The 16,542-nt window shown below is 62.9% G+C and carries 19 protein-coding genes; 7 read left to right on the forward strand and 12 right to left on the reverse strand.

The window, feature by feature from the left end; all coding sequences use genetic code 11:
* Positions 1-28: 28 nt before the first annotated feature.
* The gene (locus tag ASE85_RS15345) at positions 29-388 is read left to right on the forward strand and encodes a hypothetical protein (RefSeq protein WP_156358368.1); all 360 of its coding nucleotides are present in this window, start codon (positions 29-31) and stop codon (positions 386-388) included.
* Positions 389-410: 22 nt separating this feature from the next.
* Here the strand turns inward: ASE85_RS15345 and ASE85_RS15350 are convergent, their stop codons facing one another.
* The 6 genes from ASE85_RS15350 to ASE85_RS15375 form a co-directional block, all read right to left on the reverse strand.
* Positions 411-752, reverse strand: coding sequence for a hypothetical protein (locus ASE85_RS15350; RefSeq protein WP_443018528.1), 342 nt, complete (start codon positions 750-752; stop codon positions 411-413).
* 70 nt (positions 753-822) lie between these two features.
* On the reverse strand, positions 823-1,146 hold the full coding sequence (locus ASE85_RS15355) for a YnfA family protein (RefSeq protein ID WP_056690275.1): 324 nt from the start codon (positions 1,144-1,146) through the stop codon (positions 823-825).
* A gap of 113 nt (positions 1,147-1,259) precedes the next feature.
* Positions 1,260-1,793, reverse strand: a complete 534-nt coding sequence (locus tag ASE85_RS24000) for a hypothetical protein (RefSeq protein ID WP_235523556.1) — start codon at positions 1,791-1,793, stop codon at positions 1,260-1,262.
* A 195-nt stretch (positions 1,794-1,988) separates the two neighbouring features.
* A complete protein-coding gene (locus ASE85_RS15365; RefSeq protein ID WP_056690093.1) occupies positions 1,989-2,636 on the reverse strand; it encodes a glutathione S-transferase family protein in 648 nt (215 codons plus the stop codon).
* A gap of 251 nt (positions 2,637-2,887) precedes the next feature.
* On the reverse strand, positions 2,888-3,511 hold the full coding sequence (locus ASE85_RS15370) for a DJ-1/PfpI family protein (RefSeq protein ID WP_056690280.1): 624 nt from the start codon (positions 3,509-3,511) through the stop codon (positions 2,888-2,890).
* A gap of 163 nt (positions 3,512-3,674) precedes the next feature.
* Complete coding sequence (locus ASE85_RS15375) at positions 3,675-4,517, reverse strand: hypothetical protein (protein ID WP_235523557.1); 843 nt, start codon at positions 4,515-4,517, stop codon at positions 3,675-3,677.
* 303 nt (positions 4,518-4,820) lie between these two features.
* On the opposite strand from ASE85_RS15375, the gene ASE85_RS15380 reads away from it, so the two are divergent.
* From ASE85_RS15380 to ASE85_RS23390, 6 genes are all read left to right on the forward strand, one after another.
* Positions 4,821-5,456: a YqaA family protein gene (locus ASE85_RS15380; RefSeq protein ID WP_056690096.1), complete on the forward strand. Its 636-nt coding sequence runs from the start codon at positions 4,821-4,823 to the stop codon at positions 5,454-5,456.
* A gap of 4 nt (positions 5,457-5,460) precedes the next feature.
* Positions 5,461-7,182, forward strand: coding sequence for an apolipoprotein N-acyltransferase (lnt, locus tag ASE85_RS15385; protein ID WP_056690283.1), 1,722 nt, complete (start codon positions 5,461-5,463; stop codon positions 7,180-7,182).
* A 57-nt stretch (positions 7,183-7,239) separates the two neighbouring features.
* Positions 7,240-8,439, forward strand: a complete 1,200-nt coding sequence (metK, locus tag ASE85_RS15390; protein WP_056690099.1) for a methionine adenosyltransferase — start codon at positions 7,240-7,242, stop codon at positions 8,437-8,439.
* A 229-nt stretch (positions 8,440-8,668) separates the two neighbouring features.
* Positions 8,669-8,848: a hypothetical protein gene (locus ASE85_RS23385; protein ID WP_082462853.1), complete on the forward strand. Its 180-nt coding sequence runs from the start codon at positions 8,669-8,671 to the stop codon at positions 8,846-8,848.
* Positions 8,849-9,056: 208 nt separating this feature from the next.
* Positions 9,057-9,752: a tRNA (guanine(46)-N(7))-methyltransferase TrmB gene (trmB, locus tag ASE85_RS15400; protein WP_056690111.1), complete on the forward strand. Its 696-nt coding sequence runs from the start codon at positions 9,057-9,059 to the stop codon at positions 9,750-9,752.
* A 6-nt stretch (positions 9,753-9,758) separates the two neighbouring features.
* Complete coding sequence (locus ASE85_RS23390; RefSeq protein WP_162237465.1) at positions 9,759-10,100, forward strand: hypothetical protein; 342 nt, start codon at positions 9,759-9,761, stop codon at positions 10,098-10,100.
* Between the two features lie 52 nt (positions 10,101-10,152).
* Here ASE85_RS23390 and ASE85_RS22570 read toward each other — a convergent pair whose 3' ends face one another.
* The 6 genes from ASE85_RS22570 to ASE85_RS15430 all read right to left on the reverse strand — a co-directional run bounded on the left by ASE85_RS22570 (position 10,153) and on the right by ASE85_RS15430 (position 16,471).
* The gene (locus ASE85_RS22570; RefSeq protein WP_082462854.1) at positions 10,153-11,091 is read right to left on the reverse strand and encodes a hypothetical protein; all 939 of its coding nucleotides are present in this window, start codon (positions 11,089-11,091) and stop codon (positions 10,153-10,155) included.
* A gap of 19 nt (positions 11,092-11,110) precedes the next feature.
* Positions 11,111-12,277 carry a DegT/DnrJ/EryC1/StrS family aminotransferase gene (locus ASE85_RS15410; RefSeq protein ID WP_082462844.1) on the reverse strand — a complete coding sequence of 389 codons (1,167 nt, stop codon included), beginning with the start codon at positions 12,275-12,277 and terminating at the stop codon, positions 11,111-11,113.
* Between the two features lie 154 nt (positions 12,278-12,431).
* Entirely contained in the window at positions 12,432-13,184 is a 753-nt protein-coding gene (locus ASE85_RS15415) for a CpsD/CapB family tyrosine-protein kinase (protein ID WP_056690117.1), read from the reverse strand.
* Positions 13,181-14,671 carry a GumC family protein gene (locus ASE85_RS15420; protein ID WP_056690119.1) on the reverse strand — a complete coding sequence of 497 codons (1,491 nt, stop codon included), beginning with the start codon at positions 14,669-14,671 and terminating at the stop codon, positions 13,181-13,183. The genes ASE85_RS15415 and ASE85_RS15420 overlap by 4 nt, the downstream gene beginning before the upstream one ends.
* Positions 14,668-15,876, reverse strand: a complete 1,209-nt coding sequence (locus tag ASE85_RS15425) for a hypothetical protein (protein ID WP_156358369.1) — start codon at positions 15,874-15,876, stop codon at positions 14,668-14,670. Before ASE85_RS15425 ends, ASE85_RS15420 begins: the two co-directional genes overlap by 4 nt.
* Entirely contained in the window at positions 15,857-16,471 is a 615-nt protein-coding gene (locus tag ASE85_RS15430) for a polysaccharide biosynthesis/export family protein (RefSeq protein ID WP_235523558.1), read from the reverse strand. The genes ASE85_RS15425 and ASE85_RS15430 overlap by 20 nt, the downstream gene beginning before the upstream one ends.
* Positions 16,472-16,542 lie beyond the last annotated feature (71 nt).

The raw sequence follows: 16,542 nt of genomic DNA on the forward strand, positions 1-16,542 counted from the left end.
TCGTTCTTCACTCCGGGAGACTATGCGCATGGATGTGGATTTCGACATCGTCCCCGACCCCCGTCATAATATGATGCGGGTGCGGATGACCGGCTTTTTCGATCAGGAGCAGGTGCGGCAATTCGCCGCCGCCTACCGCTCGGCCCTTGCCGGCCTGACATCGCCCGGCCATCTGACGCTGGTGGATATCACGGCGATGAAGATCCAGGCGCAGGATGTCGTGGCCGCCTTTTCCGGCCTGCTCGCCGCGCCGGACGTGCGATCGCGCAAGCTCGCCTTTCTCTGCGGCTCCACCCTTGCCCGGCTTCAGGCGCAACGGCTGACCGACCGGGACGGCGTCTGCTTCTTCGAAGACCCCGTCGCCGCCGAACGCTGGCTGCTGGCTTGAAAAACCCGACCGGCGACTGCGATCAGTAGGTCCGGCTCGTCACCTTCGCAGTGCCGTCGGGCAAGATCTGGATCAGGTGCGCGCTCTCATTGCTGCACTGCGCCTTCCACCCGCGCACGCCATGGCGAATTTCCGCCCGTTCCGATCCCGTCACTTCCGGGCAGGCCGCACCGCTGTCGCGGATCGCCTTGGCGAACACGCCATTGCGCAAATCCTCGTCCAGCCTGGCCACCTGCGCCGCCGCGCCGGTTTCCGGCTCGATCCGGTTTTCCGCCACGACCTGCCCGGTTCCGCCATCACCACAGCCGGCCAGCGCGCCACTCAGCATCGCGGCCAGACCCAGCATCATCAGCTTGCGCACCATTCATCTCCCATCATCCGAACCATCTCTGCCCGCTACCGTCATCCATGGCAAATGTCCGGTGGCCAAATTGTCAGGCCGATCGCGGCCCCCACAGGATCACCGCGCCACCGATCAAACAGATGGCCATGCCGATCATATCCCACCGGTCCGGCCTTACCCCCTCCATCGCCCACAGCCACAGGACCGCCGCCATGATGTAGATCGCCCCATAGGCGGCATAGGCTCGCCCGGCATGATCCGCCTCCACCAGCGTCAGCAGCCAGGCGAACAGGCACAGCGACGCGACGCCCGGCCCCAGCCACCAGACCGACCGGCCCATCCGCAACCAGGCCCAGAAGGCAAAACAGCCCCCGATCTCCGCCAGCGCGGCGCCGATATAGACAAGCACGGTCATGCCCAACGCCGTGACACCATCACGGCCCGATCGCAAGCGCAGGCGCTCAGAACTGAATGTCGATCGGCCCTGGTCGCAGCGGGGCAGGCCGTCGCAACGTCCTGCGCCCATCCCTAAACCCCCGCCATTTCCCGTCGCCAGCCGATCTCGCCCAGCACCGCCTCGACCCGCGCGATGGCGTCCGCGCTGTCGGGCCGTCCCACCACCTCTCTCGCCGCGCGCCGCTTCTCCATCCGGTCGCGATGCAGCGCAAACAGCCGCAACGCCACGGCCAGGTTGCGCACGCGCTTCACCTTGCGCGCCTTCACCGCCCCCTCGCCGTCCAGCACCACTTCCTCGACCTCGCTGCCATGCAGCGCCTCGCGCATCAGCATCAGTTCGATCTCGCCATAGCCTTCCTCCAGCGCATCGTCCCACGCCTCGGCAAAGCCCGTGTCCAGCTTGCGCCGGCGATAGGCGCTGGCACGGCAGACCCCGGCCTCGCGCGCGGCCTCGCTGGCGTTGCAACTGTCCGCCAGCGCCGCGAAGAAGGCCTGCACCTTTTCCACCGTCCAGCCATCCTCGCGCACCTTGCGCTTCTGCCCCCGCGCACCGCCGTCCCTGTGCTGGCGCCCCGCCACCAGTTCCCGCTCCGCTTCACCCGCCATCCATCCCTCCTCCATCCGCATCGGCCCATCCACCCTGCCCCAGGCAAACCTGCCCCAAGCAAAAAGGGCCGGCCCTTTCGGACCAGCCCTTCTTGCGCCGCCACCCGCATCGTCGCGTCGGCGATTCACATTTTTCCACTGTGCCAATCTCTGCCAGATCAGCGTGACGATGTCAAGATAAATGTTCCAGATGGGTTATTTTTCGACCATTGCCCGAACCGCCTCCGCTTCCTGCTCCAGCGCTGCCGCCACGCTCGGCCGGGCCTTCACCCGCCCGATCCAGCCCGCCACCCTGGGCCAGCGATCGGCGCTCAACCCGTCCGACACATAGCCCACATTGATGATCGGACAGGCCGCCGCCAGGTCCGCCAGCGTGAAGCGATCCTCCACCAGCCACCCGCTTTGCGGTAGGACATTCTCCAGATAATCATATATTTTCGGCATCTCCCCGGCCTCGGCCGCATCCGCCGCCGCCAGATCCGGTTCGCGCTTCAGCCGCTTCGCCACCGCCCGGTTGAAGAAGATCTTCTGACCGATCGGCTGCACCACCGTATCGCCGAATTCCTCATACCATATCGTCCGGGCGCGCGCCTTCGGCTCCGCCGGGATCATCTCCGTGCCGGGGTGCAGGGCATCCATATAGGTGATGATCGCGGTCGAATCGCACAGCAGGAAATCGCCATCCTCCAGCGCCGGTATCTTGCCGAACGGCGACCCCTTCAGATAGCCGTCCGCCCCGCGCCCGAACCCGGCCGCCTGCACCTCGACTTCGATCCCCTTTTCCGCCGCAAAGACAATGACCTTGCGCACAAAGGGCGACGGCCGCGCGCCATGGATAATCATCTCGTCTCTCCTCCTGTGATCCGGTCGGGTGGCGGCACTCTGCCAATCCGGTATCGATATGCAATCTATTTATGCGAACAGGAGAAGGCCAGCCCACATGAACCGTCCCCCGGCGCAGGCCGGGGTCCAGTTCAGGCCTTGGACCTGGCCCCCGGCCTGCGCCGGGGAACATGGAGCGACAGGCTCCATCATCACTTGCCGGCATTGGATATCATGCAAAACATCCCGCCTTCAAACGGAACCCTCAAGGCTCATCGGAGCGCAATGCGGCGACCCGCCCCCCCCCCCAGAAACGGCGCCACCACCCCCATCACCCGCGCCACCGTCTCCGCCTTCTCCCCCACCGGCGCGACATAGTCGATCACGGCCCGCGCGGCCTCACCCCCCGCCCCGCGCCCGATCGCCCAGGCGCTCAGATACTGCGCCGCCATGCAGCCCCCGGCCGTCGCCACATTGCCATGGGCGACAAAAGGCGCCTCGATCACCTGCGCGCCGGTCGCCACCACCCATGGCTTGCTCGTCACATCGGTACAGACCGGCACGCCCTCCAGCAGTCCCAGCCGCGCCAGCACCAAGGCGCCCGAACATTGTGCCCCGATGATCTGCCGGGCCGGGTCCAGCCGCAACCGCGCCATCAGTTTCGCATCCGAAACGACTTCGCGCGTCCGCACCCCGCTGCCGATCAGCACGACATCGGCTTCACCAGCAAATTCAATCTCTTGCTGCACATCCACCCGTACGCCGTTCATCGACGTCACCGTCTCGCCCGGCCCGCAAATCCCCGCGCGCCAGCCCGCCACCCGGTTCAGCAGCGCCAGCGCCACGAAACTGTCCAACTCGTTGAATCCGTCGAACGTAACCACCGCAACCCGCATCGCCGCCTCCATCTGCTAGGGCCGACCGACATTCAGGAGATGGCGAGCCGAAAATGGTGTTTTTCCGTGACCCGGAGCGCAGCCTACTCAAAGTAGGTGAGCACCGGAAGCACGGAAAAGCGCCATTTGCAGGCCGTCAGAACTGAATCGCAATTGGCTTGCTTCAGAATTGCGGTCCGGCGACCCCCGGCCCCAACGGCTTCGACTGCGGCCGCGATTCAGCCTCAGCCTCGTCATCATCGGCCCCAGCCCCAGGCCCCGCACCCCCCGGCACCATGGTCCGCGTATAGTCGATGCGGATACGCACCCAGCTACCCACCATCTTCTTGCCATTGACCCGCGGCGGCATCACCAGAAACTGCCAGGCCGCCAGTCGAACCGCCTTGGCAAAACCGGACCCGCGCGGGGACTCCCCCAGAATCTGGCAATTCTCGACATGATAATGGTCGATCGTCTTGCACGCTACCAGGCCATAGCCCCGCGCCGGCGCATTGGCGGGCAGATAGCTGCCCAGTTCCGCATGGGTCGGCCGCCGATACCATTCCGCCTCGTACAGTTGCACCCCGCCCGGCCCCTCGCCCGGCCCCTGCACCATAGAGCTGTTGCCCGTGCCTTCGCCCACGCCCTGCGTCCCCTTGGGCATGGTACCGATATCGGCCGACGCCATCTGCTCGCGATTGAGCGTCAGGAAGGGGAAGGGCGACGGCGGCTGCTCGGCCGGCTTCTCTTGAGGAACCGGCGGCCGCACCACCGGATCGGCCTGCTTCTGCGGTGAAGACTGCTTCTCCCGCTTCTGCGTCTTTTCCGCCTTGGCCTGTTGCTGGTCTGTCTTCTCGCCCGTTTCGACATCGAACGTCACCGGCAGGCGATCGTCCACCTTGGGCGGCTCGAACGTCGGGGACAGGGTGAACAGGGCCAGCAACAGCAGCAGGTTCAGCACCAGCGCAAAGGCGATGCCGCCGGCACGCTGTCGCACCTTGTCCCAGGGAATCGAAGAAAAGGTCAAATGCGCCGGCCGAACAGGTCTTGGAAGTGGGGGGTCATGCCCAGACGGCGCCGAACAATCAAGCCCGTCCCGCCCACCCCGTCCTGTCGCCCCTCTTGTGTCACCCAGCCGTCACGCAAAAGCGCTGGCGACCCGAAACGATCTCGGCTAGGGGTCTGGTCGAATTTCCGGTCAGGCCGAGGCGAAAATGATGTTTTTTGAGAACCGGAGCGCAGCGTGCTGCCAGCACGTGAGCACCGGAAGCGGAAAAAAACGTCATTTGCAGCCCGGCATCACCGGAAAGTCGGCCTGACCCCCGCGCCAATGCTCAACAGGCTCTATCAATGGACGCTGGCAAAGGCCGCGCACCGCCACGCCGAACGGTGGCTTTTCGCCATAAGCTTCATGGAATCGAGCTTCTTCCCGATCCCGCCGCATCCGCTGCTCGGCCTGATGTGTCTCGCCCGCCCGGAAAAGGCGATCCGCTTCGGCTTCATCTGCACCCTCGCCTCGGTGCTGGGCGGCCTCTTCGGCTATGCCATCGGCCATTTCCTGTATGAAACGGTCGGACAGCAGATTCTGACCGCGCTGGGCCTCGCCGCCAAATTCCCGGTCGCGGCCTGCTATCTGCGCGATTACGGGGCGGAAATCATCCTGATCAAGGGCGCGACGCCCATCCCGTTCAAGCTCATCACCATCACGGCGGGCTTCATCGGCCTGCCACTCTTCACCTTCCTCTGGGCCAGCATCGTCAGCCGCGCCTTCCAGTTCATGCTGGTGGGCTTCCTGTTCTGGAAATTCGGCCGCCCGATCAAGGCGTTCATCGAGAAATATCTCGCCCTCCTCTCCGCCCTCTTCCTCGTCCTCATCGCCGGCGGCTTCATCGCCGCCTCGATGCTGACCGGCGGCGGGCACAAGAGCGACAGATGCTCCGGCGCCACGATGGAATCGATCCGCTGACGTGCTGAAACAAGCCTTCGCCCGCCACCCCAAGGTCGCGGTCCTGCTGGCGGGTTTCGCCTCCGCCACCGGCTTCGCCCCGCTTAATCTCTGGCCGGTGACGCTCGCCTGCCTGATCGTGCTGATCCTGGCTGTCGAACGCGCCCCCGACCGCCGCGCCGCCTTCTCACGCGGCTGGCTGTTCGGCGTCGGCCACTTCACCCTCGGCCTCAACTGGATCGCCCACGCCTTCACCTTTCAGGACGCCATGCCCCACTGGTTCGGCTATGGCGCGGTCCTCCTCCTCTCGCTCTATCTCGCCATCTATCCCGGCCTCGCCACGCTGGGCGCATGGTGGCTCCACCACAAACTCCCCTCCCGCAAGCGTTGGCCGGAGGCACGTGACTCCGGCCAAGGGCAGCGAGACTTGGCGGCTCTGCCGCCTGGTCGCAGCGCGGTGGGCGCCAACGCGCCCTCGTTCATCCTCCTCTTTGCCGCCCTGTGGATCGCCACCGAATATCTGCGCTCCACCCTCTTCACCGGCTTCGCCTGGAACCCGCTCGGCGTCATCTGGATGCCGACCAGCGTTTCGGGATTGGCAGCCTATGTCGGCACCTATGGCCTGTCTGGCCTGACGGTCGCGATCGCAGGCACGGTGCTTCTCAATGGCCGCAACTGGCTGGCTCAAGACGACAGATCGCCTCAAAAATGGCGCGCCGGTTTAGCAGCGGCATGGAAGGATGGGACGTGGCTATCCTATGCCATTATCTCGCTCTTAGGCTTTCTGGCACCGCTGTTCGCCCTCCTTCTCCTCTCCTTCCCCCCATCCCCCGGCCCCGCCGCCCCTCCCGGCGCACCCCGCATCCGCATCGTCCAGCCCAATATCGGCCAGGACGAGAAATACTCCGTCGAGGCGGAATATCGCAATTTCCACAAGCTCTCGACCCTCTCTGGTCATCCCCGCCCGGCTCCGCGCCTGATCTTCTGGCCCGAAGCCGCAATCCCCGCCTATCTCGACATGGAACCCGACTGGCGCGCCCGCCTCGCCACCCTGCTCGGCCCGAACGACCTGCTGATGACCGGCGGGGACAAGGTCTATTTCAAGCCGGTCGAGGAAAACGGCACCCTCGTCAACAAACTCTCCGGCGCCAATAACAGCGTCTGGATCGTCACCCCCGCCGCCACCATCGCGGGCCGCTATTCCAAGGCGCATCTGGTCCCCTATGGCGAATATCTGCCGATGCGGAATATCCTCGAACCCATCGGCCTGTCCCGCCTGGTGCCGGGCGACGCCGATTTCTGGCCCGGTCCCGGCCCGCAGAGCCTGACCCTGCCCGCCAATCCCGGCCGTCCGCCGCTGAAAATGGGCATCCAGATCTGCTATGAAATCATCTTTTCCGGGCAAGTGATCGACCCGAACAACCGCCCCGACTTCCTCTTCAACCCCTCCAACGACGCCTGGTTCGGCAGTTGGGGGCCGGTCCAGCATCTGGCGCAGGCCCGCCTGCGCGCGCTGGAGGAAGGCATCCCCATCATCCGCTCCACCCCCACCGGCGTCTCCGCCATCATCGACGCGCGCGGTCAGGTCGTCCATGCGCTCGGCCTCGGCCGCGCCGGCTTCCTCGATTCCGGCCTGCCCCCCGCACTCCCGCCCACGCTCTTCGCGCGGCTTGGCAACTGGGCGCCAGCGATCCTGATGCTGCTCCTTCTGGGCGCGGCTCTTGCGCTGCGCAGAGCCAAAAGCTAATAGCCACATAAACAATTCTTTATATCGCAACCCGCCCAAACGGCTTACGGGAGTCCCATGCGCAATCAATTTCTCTTCACCTCGGAATCCGTGTCCGAAGGCCATCCCGACAAGGTCGCTGACCAGATTTCCGACTCGATCGTCGATCTTTTCCTGTCGAAAGACCCCGAAGCCCGCATCGCCTGCGAAACGCTGACCACGACCCAGTTGGTCGTCCTCGCCGGCGAAATCCGCTGCAAGGGCGTCTATGAAAATGGCGCATGGGCGCCTGGCGCGCAGGAAGAAATCGAAGCCACGGTCCGCGAAACGGTCAAGCGCATCGGTTACGAGCAGGACGGCTTCCACTGGCAGACCTTCCGTTTCGAAAACAATCTCCACGGCCAGTCCGCCCATATCGCGCAGGGCGTCGATGAAAGCGGCAACAAGGATGAAGGCGCCGGCGATCAGGGCATCATGTTCGGCTATGCGTCGGACGAAACCCCCGACCTCATGCCCGCCACCCTCTATTACAGCCACAAGATCCTGGAACGCATGGCCCACGACCGCCATGCCAAGGTCGTGGACTTCCTTGAGCCGGACGCCAAGAGCCAGGTGACGCTCGAATATATCGATGAAAAGCCGGTCCGCGCGACCGCCCTCGTCGTCTCGACCCAGCACGCTGCCAACATGGACAATGACGAAAGCCGCGCCAAGCTGCGCGCCTACGTCAAGGGCGTCATGGCCGACATCCTGCCAGAAGGCTGGCTGCCCGGCGACGAAAGCATCTACGTCAACCCCACCGGCCTGTTCGAAATCGGCGGCCCCGATGGTGACGCGGGCCTCACCGGCCGCAAGATCATCGTCGACACCTATGGCGGCGCAAGCCCTCACGGCGGCGGCGCGTTCTCCGGCAAAGACCCGACCAAGGTCGACCGCTCGGCCGCCTACATCACACGCTATCTGGCGAAGAACATCGTCGCCGCCGGCCTCGCCCGTCGCTGCACGATCCAACTGAGCTACGCGATCGGCGTCGCCGAACCGCTCTCGCTCTATGTCGACCTGCACGGCACCGGCACCGTGGAAGCCTCCGCGATCGAAGCCGTCCTGCCGACGCTGGTGCGCCTGACGCCCAAGGGCATCCGCACCCATCTCGGCCTCAACAAGCCGATCTACCAGAAGACCGCCGCCTACGGCCATTTCGGCCGCACCCCCGACGGCGACTATTTCCCCTGGGAAAAGACCGACCTGGTCGACGCGCTCAAGGCCGCGCTGGCCTGATCCTTATTAGCCCCTCCTCTTCAGGGGAGGGGTTGGGGTGGGGCGCTAGCCTCCATACACAACACAAAAAGGGCGCCCGGCCTCAGCCGCGGCGCCCTTTTTCATGCCCCCACCTGTCCATAAAATGACGAAAAGTTCATTAGGCAACCGCCCCCGACCGGCGCATAAAAGCCTCGTCGGGTTCGCAACCCCTGTCGAACCCGACACCCCTCTCCCCAAAGAGGTTCACATGACAAAGATGGTTGCCACCGCCCTTCTCGGCTTCGCTCTGATTGCCGGCACTGTTGCTCCTGCATCTGCCGCGCCATGCAAGGACGCGAAGGGCAAGTTCGTCAAATGCGCCCCCAAGCCGCCCGTCAAAAAGGCGCCTTGCAAGGACGCAAAGGGTCGCTTCATCAAGTGCAAATGACCTGACGAGCCTGTGGCGGCGGGCGGCTTTCAGCCAGGCCCTGCCGAAACCCGACGACACCCCCTCCTCGCCCGTCGTCGCCAGCCACTTTTCATTCTGCCCCTTCCCGAACCCCTCGACTGCACAGTGAAGGGGGTCCGGGAAGGGGCACCCCATTTCCAAGCTACGCGCTTGCCCCCATCGCCCGGCCCCGCTATCGGCGCACCCCATGACAGCGCATAAATCCGGCGATCCCACGACGCTCAACCGCCTCTACGGCCGCCAGTCGGGGCCGAAACTCCGCAAGGGTCAGCAGGAACTGATCGACACCCTCCTGCCCGCCGTGTCGGTGCCGGCCGAAGGCGCAGTGACCGCCGCAGACCTTTTCGGGTATGACCGCCCGCTCCATTTCGAGATCGGCTTCGGCGGCGGCGAGCATATGGCCTATCGCGCCGACATGTTGCCGGACCATGGCTTCATCGGCTGCGAACCCTTCCTCAACGGCGTGGTGCAGGCGCTCGGCCATATCCGCGACGGCGCGCTGGGCAATGTCCGTCTGCACATGGGCGATGCACTCGATGTCCTGTCCCGCATCCCCGACGGCTCACTCAGCTTCGTCTATCTGCTCCACCCCGACCCATGGCCCAAGGCGCGTCACGCCAAGCGCCGCATGATGAACCCCGGCCCGGTCGCGATGATCGCCAGGAAGCTCAAGCCCGGCGGCGAGTTCCGCTTCGGCACCGACCATCCGGTCTATCTGCGCTGGGCGCTGATGGTGATGAACGGTCATCCCGATTTCGACTGGCTGGCCAGCGATCCAAAGGATTTCCAGACCCGCCCCGGCGGCTGGCCCGAAACCCGCTACGAAGCCAAGGCCCGCCGCATCGGCCACGAAGTCTGGTATATGAGATATCGCCGCCGTTGATACCCTATGGCGCGATTTTTACCGTCGTTCCTTCGCCAACATACTACAATTTCCGGTGTTTTTCTGACGTCGTGTTCACCTGGTGATTACCAAAAAGGCTCGGACCATGAGGTCTTTTGCTTCGTGCTCTCCGTCAAAACTGACTTTATTGCCGACGCGCCAAGCGACAACCATTTTCGCTCAACACGGCAGCGCACCGCGAACGGCCGCAAATGGATTATAGGCGGACATAAACGCACCGGCGTGACGCGCCATGCTTTTGATCCGGCCAGTTCGCTGGGATGGGTGGGAAGCGGACTGTCCGGTATCAGTCGGAACGGTTCAATTGGGGTCATTGCCACATGCTGATTGCGGCAAACCCAAAAATAGGCGCCAGCGCGGTTAGCCGTTTCAGAGGAGACTAAATCCTTGCCCGGGGAATGAGCCGGATGAGCCAAGGTAGATCTCGCCGCCAATATGCGCTTGCACGCTGACGATGATTCAGTGTTCTAGCGAGGTGGGAAATCTGGCTTCGGTTCAATCCCGACCGCTCGCAAAGAAATGGATGGCGTGGCACTCTCGCAAAATAGCTGTGAAACAACGCTTGCCGATCCGCATGGACCGCCGGCTCGCCTCGATGAAAATGGAGCGCAGTCTCACAGAAGAAGACGGTTCCCGCCGGACCTTCGCAACTGACTATGTCCTGATCATAGTCCGCGCCCAGCTTTTCCGTCAGAATAGTGTCATCGGCCAGGACGTAGCGATAGCCATGTCCCCCGCCCTGGGTGGAATCGCGACGGCGTATCAATTGGAACGGGCCACCCCCGGCGACGACGTCGTTGCAATAGATGCCGATCTTTATGGTGCGCCGATCTTCCCAATCGCGGTGCCAGCAACGCGGCCCGGCCTCCTTGCCACCGGCGGCGGTGTAGATAAGATTGACGCCATCATAACCGGCCGGCACGCCGAGATAGGCCTCTACAATATCCAGAAGGCGTTCATGCAATCCCCAAGCGAATATCTCTGGTCGGGACGCGATGATATCAGGTGGCACGATGGTGAATGCAGTTCCTTCGGCGGACAGCCGACGTGCCTCTGATGAGAAAGCGTCTCCCACCATTCGGGCCGATGCGAGCATTTCGGCAGAGCCAGGCAACCCCAGCTCGGCGAGGCTCGTCATGAATATGCCGTCCCGCCGCAGTCCTTCCACGATCTTAAGATCGATTCCGGTCAATATGGGCATACTCCCTTTGTGCATCGCCAATGCTTTGGCATGACGTCGGTAAAGGAGCCGGTCGATCACGCCGATATTGGTGCACCGCAGAGCAAGGCGCGCAGGAAGATCGCGCATCCATGCCATCGCGCCGAGTCCACGCGCTTCAGGCACGAGCGAGTATGCCAACAGCGCGGTCGACCTGCTCATCGCTCAGATTGGCGTGGATCGGCAGGCACAATATCTGGCGCGCGATGCGGCGGGCGACCGGAAGAGCCTGACGTGCCGAAGGAAGGTCGCGATAACCGGGCATGTCGCAGATCAGGGGATGGAAATAGCGCCGCGCCATGATCCCGACAGATTGCAGTTCGCGGCATAATATATCGCTGCTGACCGCATATTCCTCCGTCACGCGTACGGGGAAATAGGCGTGATTGAGCGTGGGCGAGCCAATGGCGCGGAACGGCGTGATGCCCGTCATGTCTGCCAACGCATCATGATAACGCGCGCTGATCGCGGCCCGCCGCGCGATGATGTCGTCGATATAGCGCAGTTGCAGGAGGCCAAATGCCGCCTGGAGTTCATTCAGCTTGCCATTGATGGAGGCGCCCGCCAACGTCGTGTCGCCGATGAAACCGAAATTGCGCAGCCGGTCGATCTTCGCCTTGGTCCGCGCGTCAGGCGATATGATCGCTCCCCCTTCTATCGTGCTGAAAACCTTGGTGGCATGGAAACTGACAGTCGACAGATCGCCATGGCACAGAATGCTTGACCCATCAGCCTGCACACCAAAGGCATGGGCCGCATCATAGATCACCTTGAGGTCATGAATGTCGGCCACTTCCCCGATCGCCCTTACGTCGCAGGGATGGCCAAAACAATGCACCGGCAGGATGGCGCTGGTCCTCTCAGTGATGGCCGCCTCTATGCCTTGCGGTGCCAGGTTGCAATCAGCGTCATCAATGTCAACGAAGACCGGCGTCGCGCCGACAAGGCGAAGCGCATGCGCGGTCGCGACAAAGGAAAATGGCGTCGTTATGACTTCTCCACCGACCTTGAGCGCCTGCAAGGCTATCCATAGAGCTGTGGTCCCGTTGGATATCAGGGAAAGATGCGGCACACCAAGATGCTGCTCCAAAGCACGTTCCAGTTCCTGGTGGAACGGCCCGGAGTTGGTTAGCCAACGATTGGCCCATATGGTCTGAAGATAAGGCATATATTCGGCTAGTGGCGGCATGAAAGGCTGAGTAACGGGTGTCGGCCATTGTTCCTGCACCAAAGCAAGTGGGGGAGATACAGGGGGGATCGCAGCAAGCAGTTCACGAGGAGTCATGCGTCCATCTCCACCTTGTCAGGCAAGGATCATACGACATTGCAAGGGCGCATGCCGGTCCTGCCATCTGCTATAGAGGATCGCCATACGCCCGCAGAGACAGCGGAATGCGTGGGGGAATTCCAGACCTTCATCCCACAGGCAGTAGTGGCGATCAGGGTGCGTCATAATAGTCATATCCATAACGATCCCGGTTGGCGGTTATGGACTTGTTCAGCACCGATCCGACAATCCGCGTCGGGCTGAGCAACTGCAAGACCTGCTTCACATCCCTCGCCGTGGTGCGCCCTTCCTCTATCACCACCACGATGCCGTCGGCATTGCGCCCGATCAGCATTATGTCGTCCAGAACAAGGGCCGGTGGCGTGTCGATAATGCAGATGGGTTGATGGGATGCGGACTGAATGGCCCGTATCGCGCCGGACATTCGCCCCGACGCAAGAAGGGTCGAGGAATCCTGCCGAGGCAGCCGAACCGGAAATAATGTCAGATCCAGTCCTCTCGCCTTTTGCCCGACATCCTCCCATTCGCAGTCACCCAGCAGATAATCGTCTACCCCGACCTTCACCGTCAGGCCGAAGCGATCCGCCATCGACGGCCGGCGCAGGTCGAAATCTATCAATATCGTCGGCTGGATCAGGCAGAGCGCCGTCGCAAGATTTGTGGTGATGAACGTCTTTCCGTTGCCCGCCTGGGTCGACGTGATCGCCAATATCCTGCCGCCATCGGCGTGAAAGCCGTTCATGATCTGGGACCGCAGCAGGATGAAGCTGCGCGCGCGCTGATCCATATGCTCCAGCCCGAATATGCCATTATCAAGCAGCAGCGACCGGTCGAGAATGATATCCCGTCTTCCGGTTGCCTGCGCGACCATGATCGCGGTGCCCTTGGCTATAGTCGCCATCATTCCACTCCCGGTCGAAGGATGCCGGACCGTTTAGACGGCAACCGCAAGAAGCGACGCGCGCGCTCCAATATCGGCACCGCCATGCCGGGCGCCAATATCGGGATGATGGCAAGAGGCGGACAGTCCATCAGCCGCGCCACCGCGCCCTCGCCATGGATCGGACCGGCAATGAATTCCCAAATGATGACCAACATCAATCCGACGACAAACCCGCCCAGAAGGCCGCTGATCAACAGTTGCATTGTTTTGGGGCGAATAGGGTCCAGCGGCGCACTCGCCGCGTTCACGACCGAAAACCGCTCGCCCTTGTCCTCTGCCTGAAGGCTGGCGGCGACCTGCGCCTCCATCTGTGTGTCGCGCACGTCCTGATATTGACGTTTCAGATTGTCGTAATCGCGTTCCAGATTGTTCAGTTCATAGGTCGCTTGCGGCGCAAGCGCCGTCACACGCTCCATCTGCGCAATCGTTCCAACCAGTTCATTCCGGCGTGCGGCCAACATAGCGATACGGGCGCGCGTAGCCCCCATTTCAGACACTACCGCACCGCTGCCCGGCATCGGCCCGGCCGACCGCTGAGCGACCCGCCGCTGCCGGTCGACGGCAATTTGCGCAGCGATCAGATCGGGATGCGTATCCGAATAGGTGGAGCCCAATTGTGCGACACGTTCTTCGGCCCTGCGCAACGCGTCCAATTCTGGCCGAGGCGCGGCCGCGATTTCCTCGCTCCGCGTCGCAAGCAGGCTGTTCTGCTGCACGAGGCCCTGTGTTTCCGCATCCAGCCGGGACACTTCGGAACGGAGCGATGACCCCGATTGCGCGCTTAACGCCACCTGATCTGGAAGAGCGCCAGCATAGCGGCTTTCGATCTCCCGGCGTTTGCCTTCCAGCGCGACCATCTGATTACGCAAATCATCGACGCGCCGCCCCATAAAGGCGGCGGTGCCTACAGCCTGCTCGGTCCGGAGCCTCTTGTCCTCGGTCATGAACATCGCGACGAGTTTCTCAGCGACGGTATGGGTGGCGGCAGGGTCGAAATAGGTGAAGGACAGGTCGAATGCGATCGTGTCGGTTGCAGCGCCCGGACGCTGGTTCCCGCTGGCGCTTACCAGATCGACGGCGATGGCACTGCGCATGATCTCAAGCAGGTCGTCGAACGACATCGAACGCTGCTCCCTTTCGTAAAGCCCCCCTTCTTGGATCAATCTGGTCAGGTTGGACCGGCTCATGATCTGCTGCCGGATTTTTGCGACACGTTCATTGGCGTAATTGGCGGTACGCAGCGTGGCGAAGCTGGTCGGTATCTGCGGCGAATCTATCAACAACGTCGCTTGCGAACGATAGGCTGGCGTCATCACCAGCGCGATCGTCAGCGCCACCAATATCCCGATCAGCGTCGGTACTACGATCCACCACCGCCGCCTGTACAAAATGGCGAAGAGTTCCGGCAGGCTGATCACGCTGCCATTCTGGCTGAGGTCGTCGTTCATTTGCGCTGTCCGAACTGGTAGCGCAACTGAAGGCCGATAAAGGCCGATCCGATACGCTTCCCCGTAACGAGTTGACGGCGAAGATATTGGGCGCTGCCGGTCAACGTGACATTCGGCCGCAACTTCCAGTCCAGCATCACGATGTTGCGCACCGCGTCGGTCGTACTGGTGCGCATGCCTTGGGCAGGTGCGGTCAAGAGCGATCCGCCGATCAGCGAGGAATGGCGATATTCGCTGACACCGCGCAGCTTGAAATGCTCGCCCAGAGCCTTGCTGAGCGATATCGACACCGTCGCGTCACGACGCAGGCCGCCAAAGCCGCTGACTTCCGAATTCAGCATGGCGGAAAGGCAACCGGTCAACGCATGGTCGCCTTCCTCCGCCTCCCGGCACAGGTCGACCCGGCCTGCAAGCAGGGTGCGGCCTGGCCGACGCATTTTGACATCCTCCAGCCATTCGATCTGACGCCCTGCCCGTTCCACACCGAGTTCCGCCAGCAGGCGTGCGCGCGGCCCCAGCTGGCGATTAAGCGTGGCGTAGAGTGCCATACTGTTCATGCCGGCCATGCCGGTCACGGAATTCATGGTATCGCGGACGCGCAGTCCTATACTTGTGCGAGGGCCGACACGGCGGGCGTAAGCCAGACTGAGGGTCAAGGCGTTTGCATTGCGCAGCAGGTCGCTGTCCGCATAGACGGCCCTTTCAAACCGTACGTCCGGGGTGATGAGCGTATGGATGTCGGGCCGCCACGCCGCATCGACACCACCATACCAGCTGTTGCGAATACCGCGTGGATCGCCTGCCGCATCATCGCTGGACGCAAGCAGGTCGATCGCCAGCGCCCGACTATATCCCGCCCATCCACCGACGGTGAGATATTCACTGTCGCGATAGCGCCCCTCCGCGCGGAAATCACCCAGCAGATAATGGCCGTATCGGCGCGTATAGTTGCGATATCTGATTGTGCCGCCAGCATCCAGGGTCGATCCACCCGGCGATGTGATGGTGATGCCGGGCGATGCCGCCACTTCGAGCGATGTCGCGCCTCTGCGTTCGCCTTGCAGCAACAGGGGATTGGGAGATGCCAGAACCGACATATCGACGTCCAGCCGCGGTTCGGTGCGGCCATTGGCCGGCACGACGATCAGCGCCGGGATGACCATGGCAGCGGCCCATGCCTGACGTTCAGGGAATGAGAAGGACATCGCCCGCCTCCAGCAGAGGAAGAGGCACGGCGAGCCGCCCCGGATCAATGCCGCGCGCGCCCTTCAGCAAGGCAGAAAGGCGCACCCGCTCTACCGTCTGCCCTTGCGCCGTATGCCTGAGGATGATGGCGTTCTTTACGTCCGCGAACTCCGCCAGCCCGCCGGCCATGCTCAGAGCCTGGATCACGTTGACCGCCTTGCCGGAAGAAAATCCGCCCGGCGTGCGTACCTTGCCCATCACATAGAAGCGCATGCCTGTGGCCTCCCTCACCGCAACGGTGATGTCCGGCGCACCTTCCCGGTAATTGGGTGCGATGTTGGCGCGAATCTGGTTGGCAATTTCCGTCACCGTGCGATCGGCCGCCGCGATCCGTCCGGCCAACGGGAAGGTGAAGGTGCCATCGGGCAGGACGCGCACGACGCGCTGCAACCGCTCTTCCCCCCAGATCAATATGTCGAGTTCGTCGCCTGGATTGATACGATATTCAGGGTCGGCACCGATTGGTGGAACCAAGGGTGCTACAGGCTGCCCCATTGCAGCATAGGGGCTGGAAAGAAGCAATAATGGCAAGAACACAAGCAACAGCTTGCGCAAATAGATATCGGTTCGCGCCCCAAGCATCGTGACAGCCCCCAGCAGTTGAACACTGAGTCTAGTTTGATCGG

It is taken from the genome of Sphingobium sp. Leaf26 (genome assembly GCF_001421665.1).
In the GTDB taxonomy this organism is placed as follows: domain Bacteria; phylum Pseudomonadota; class Alphaproteobacteria; order Sphingomonadales; family Sphingomonadaceae; genus Sphingobium.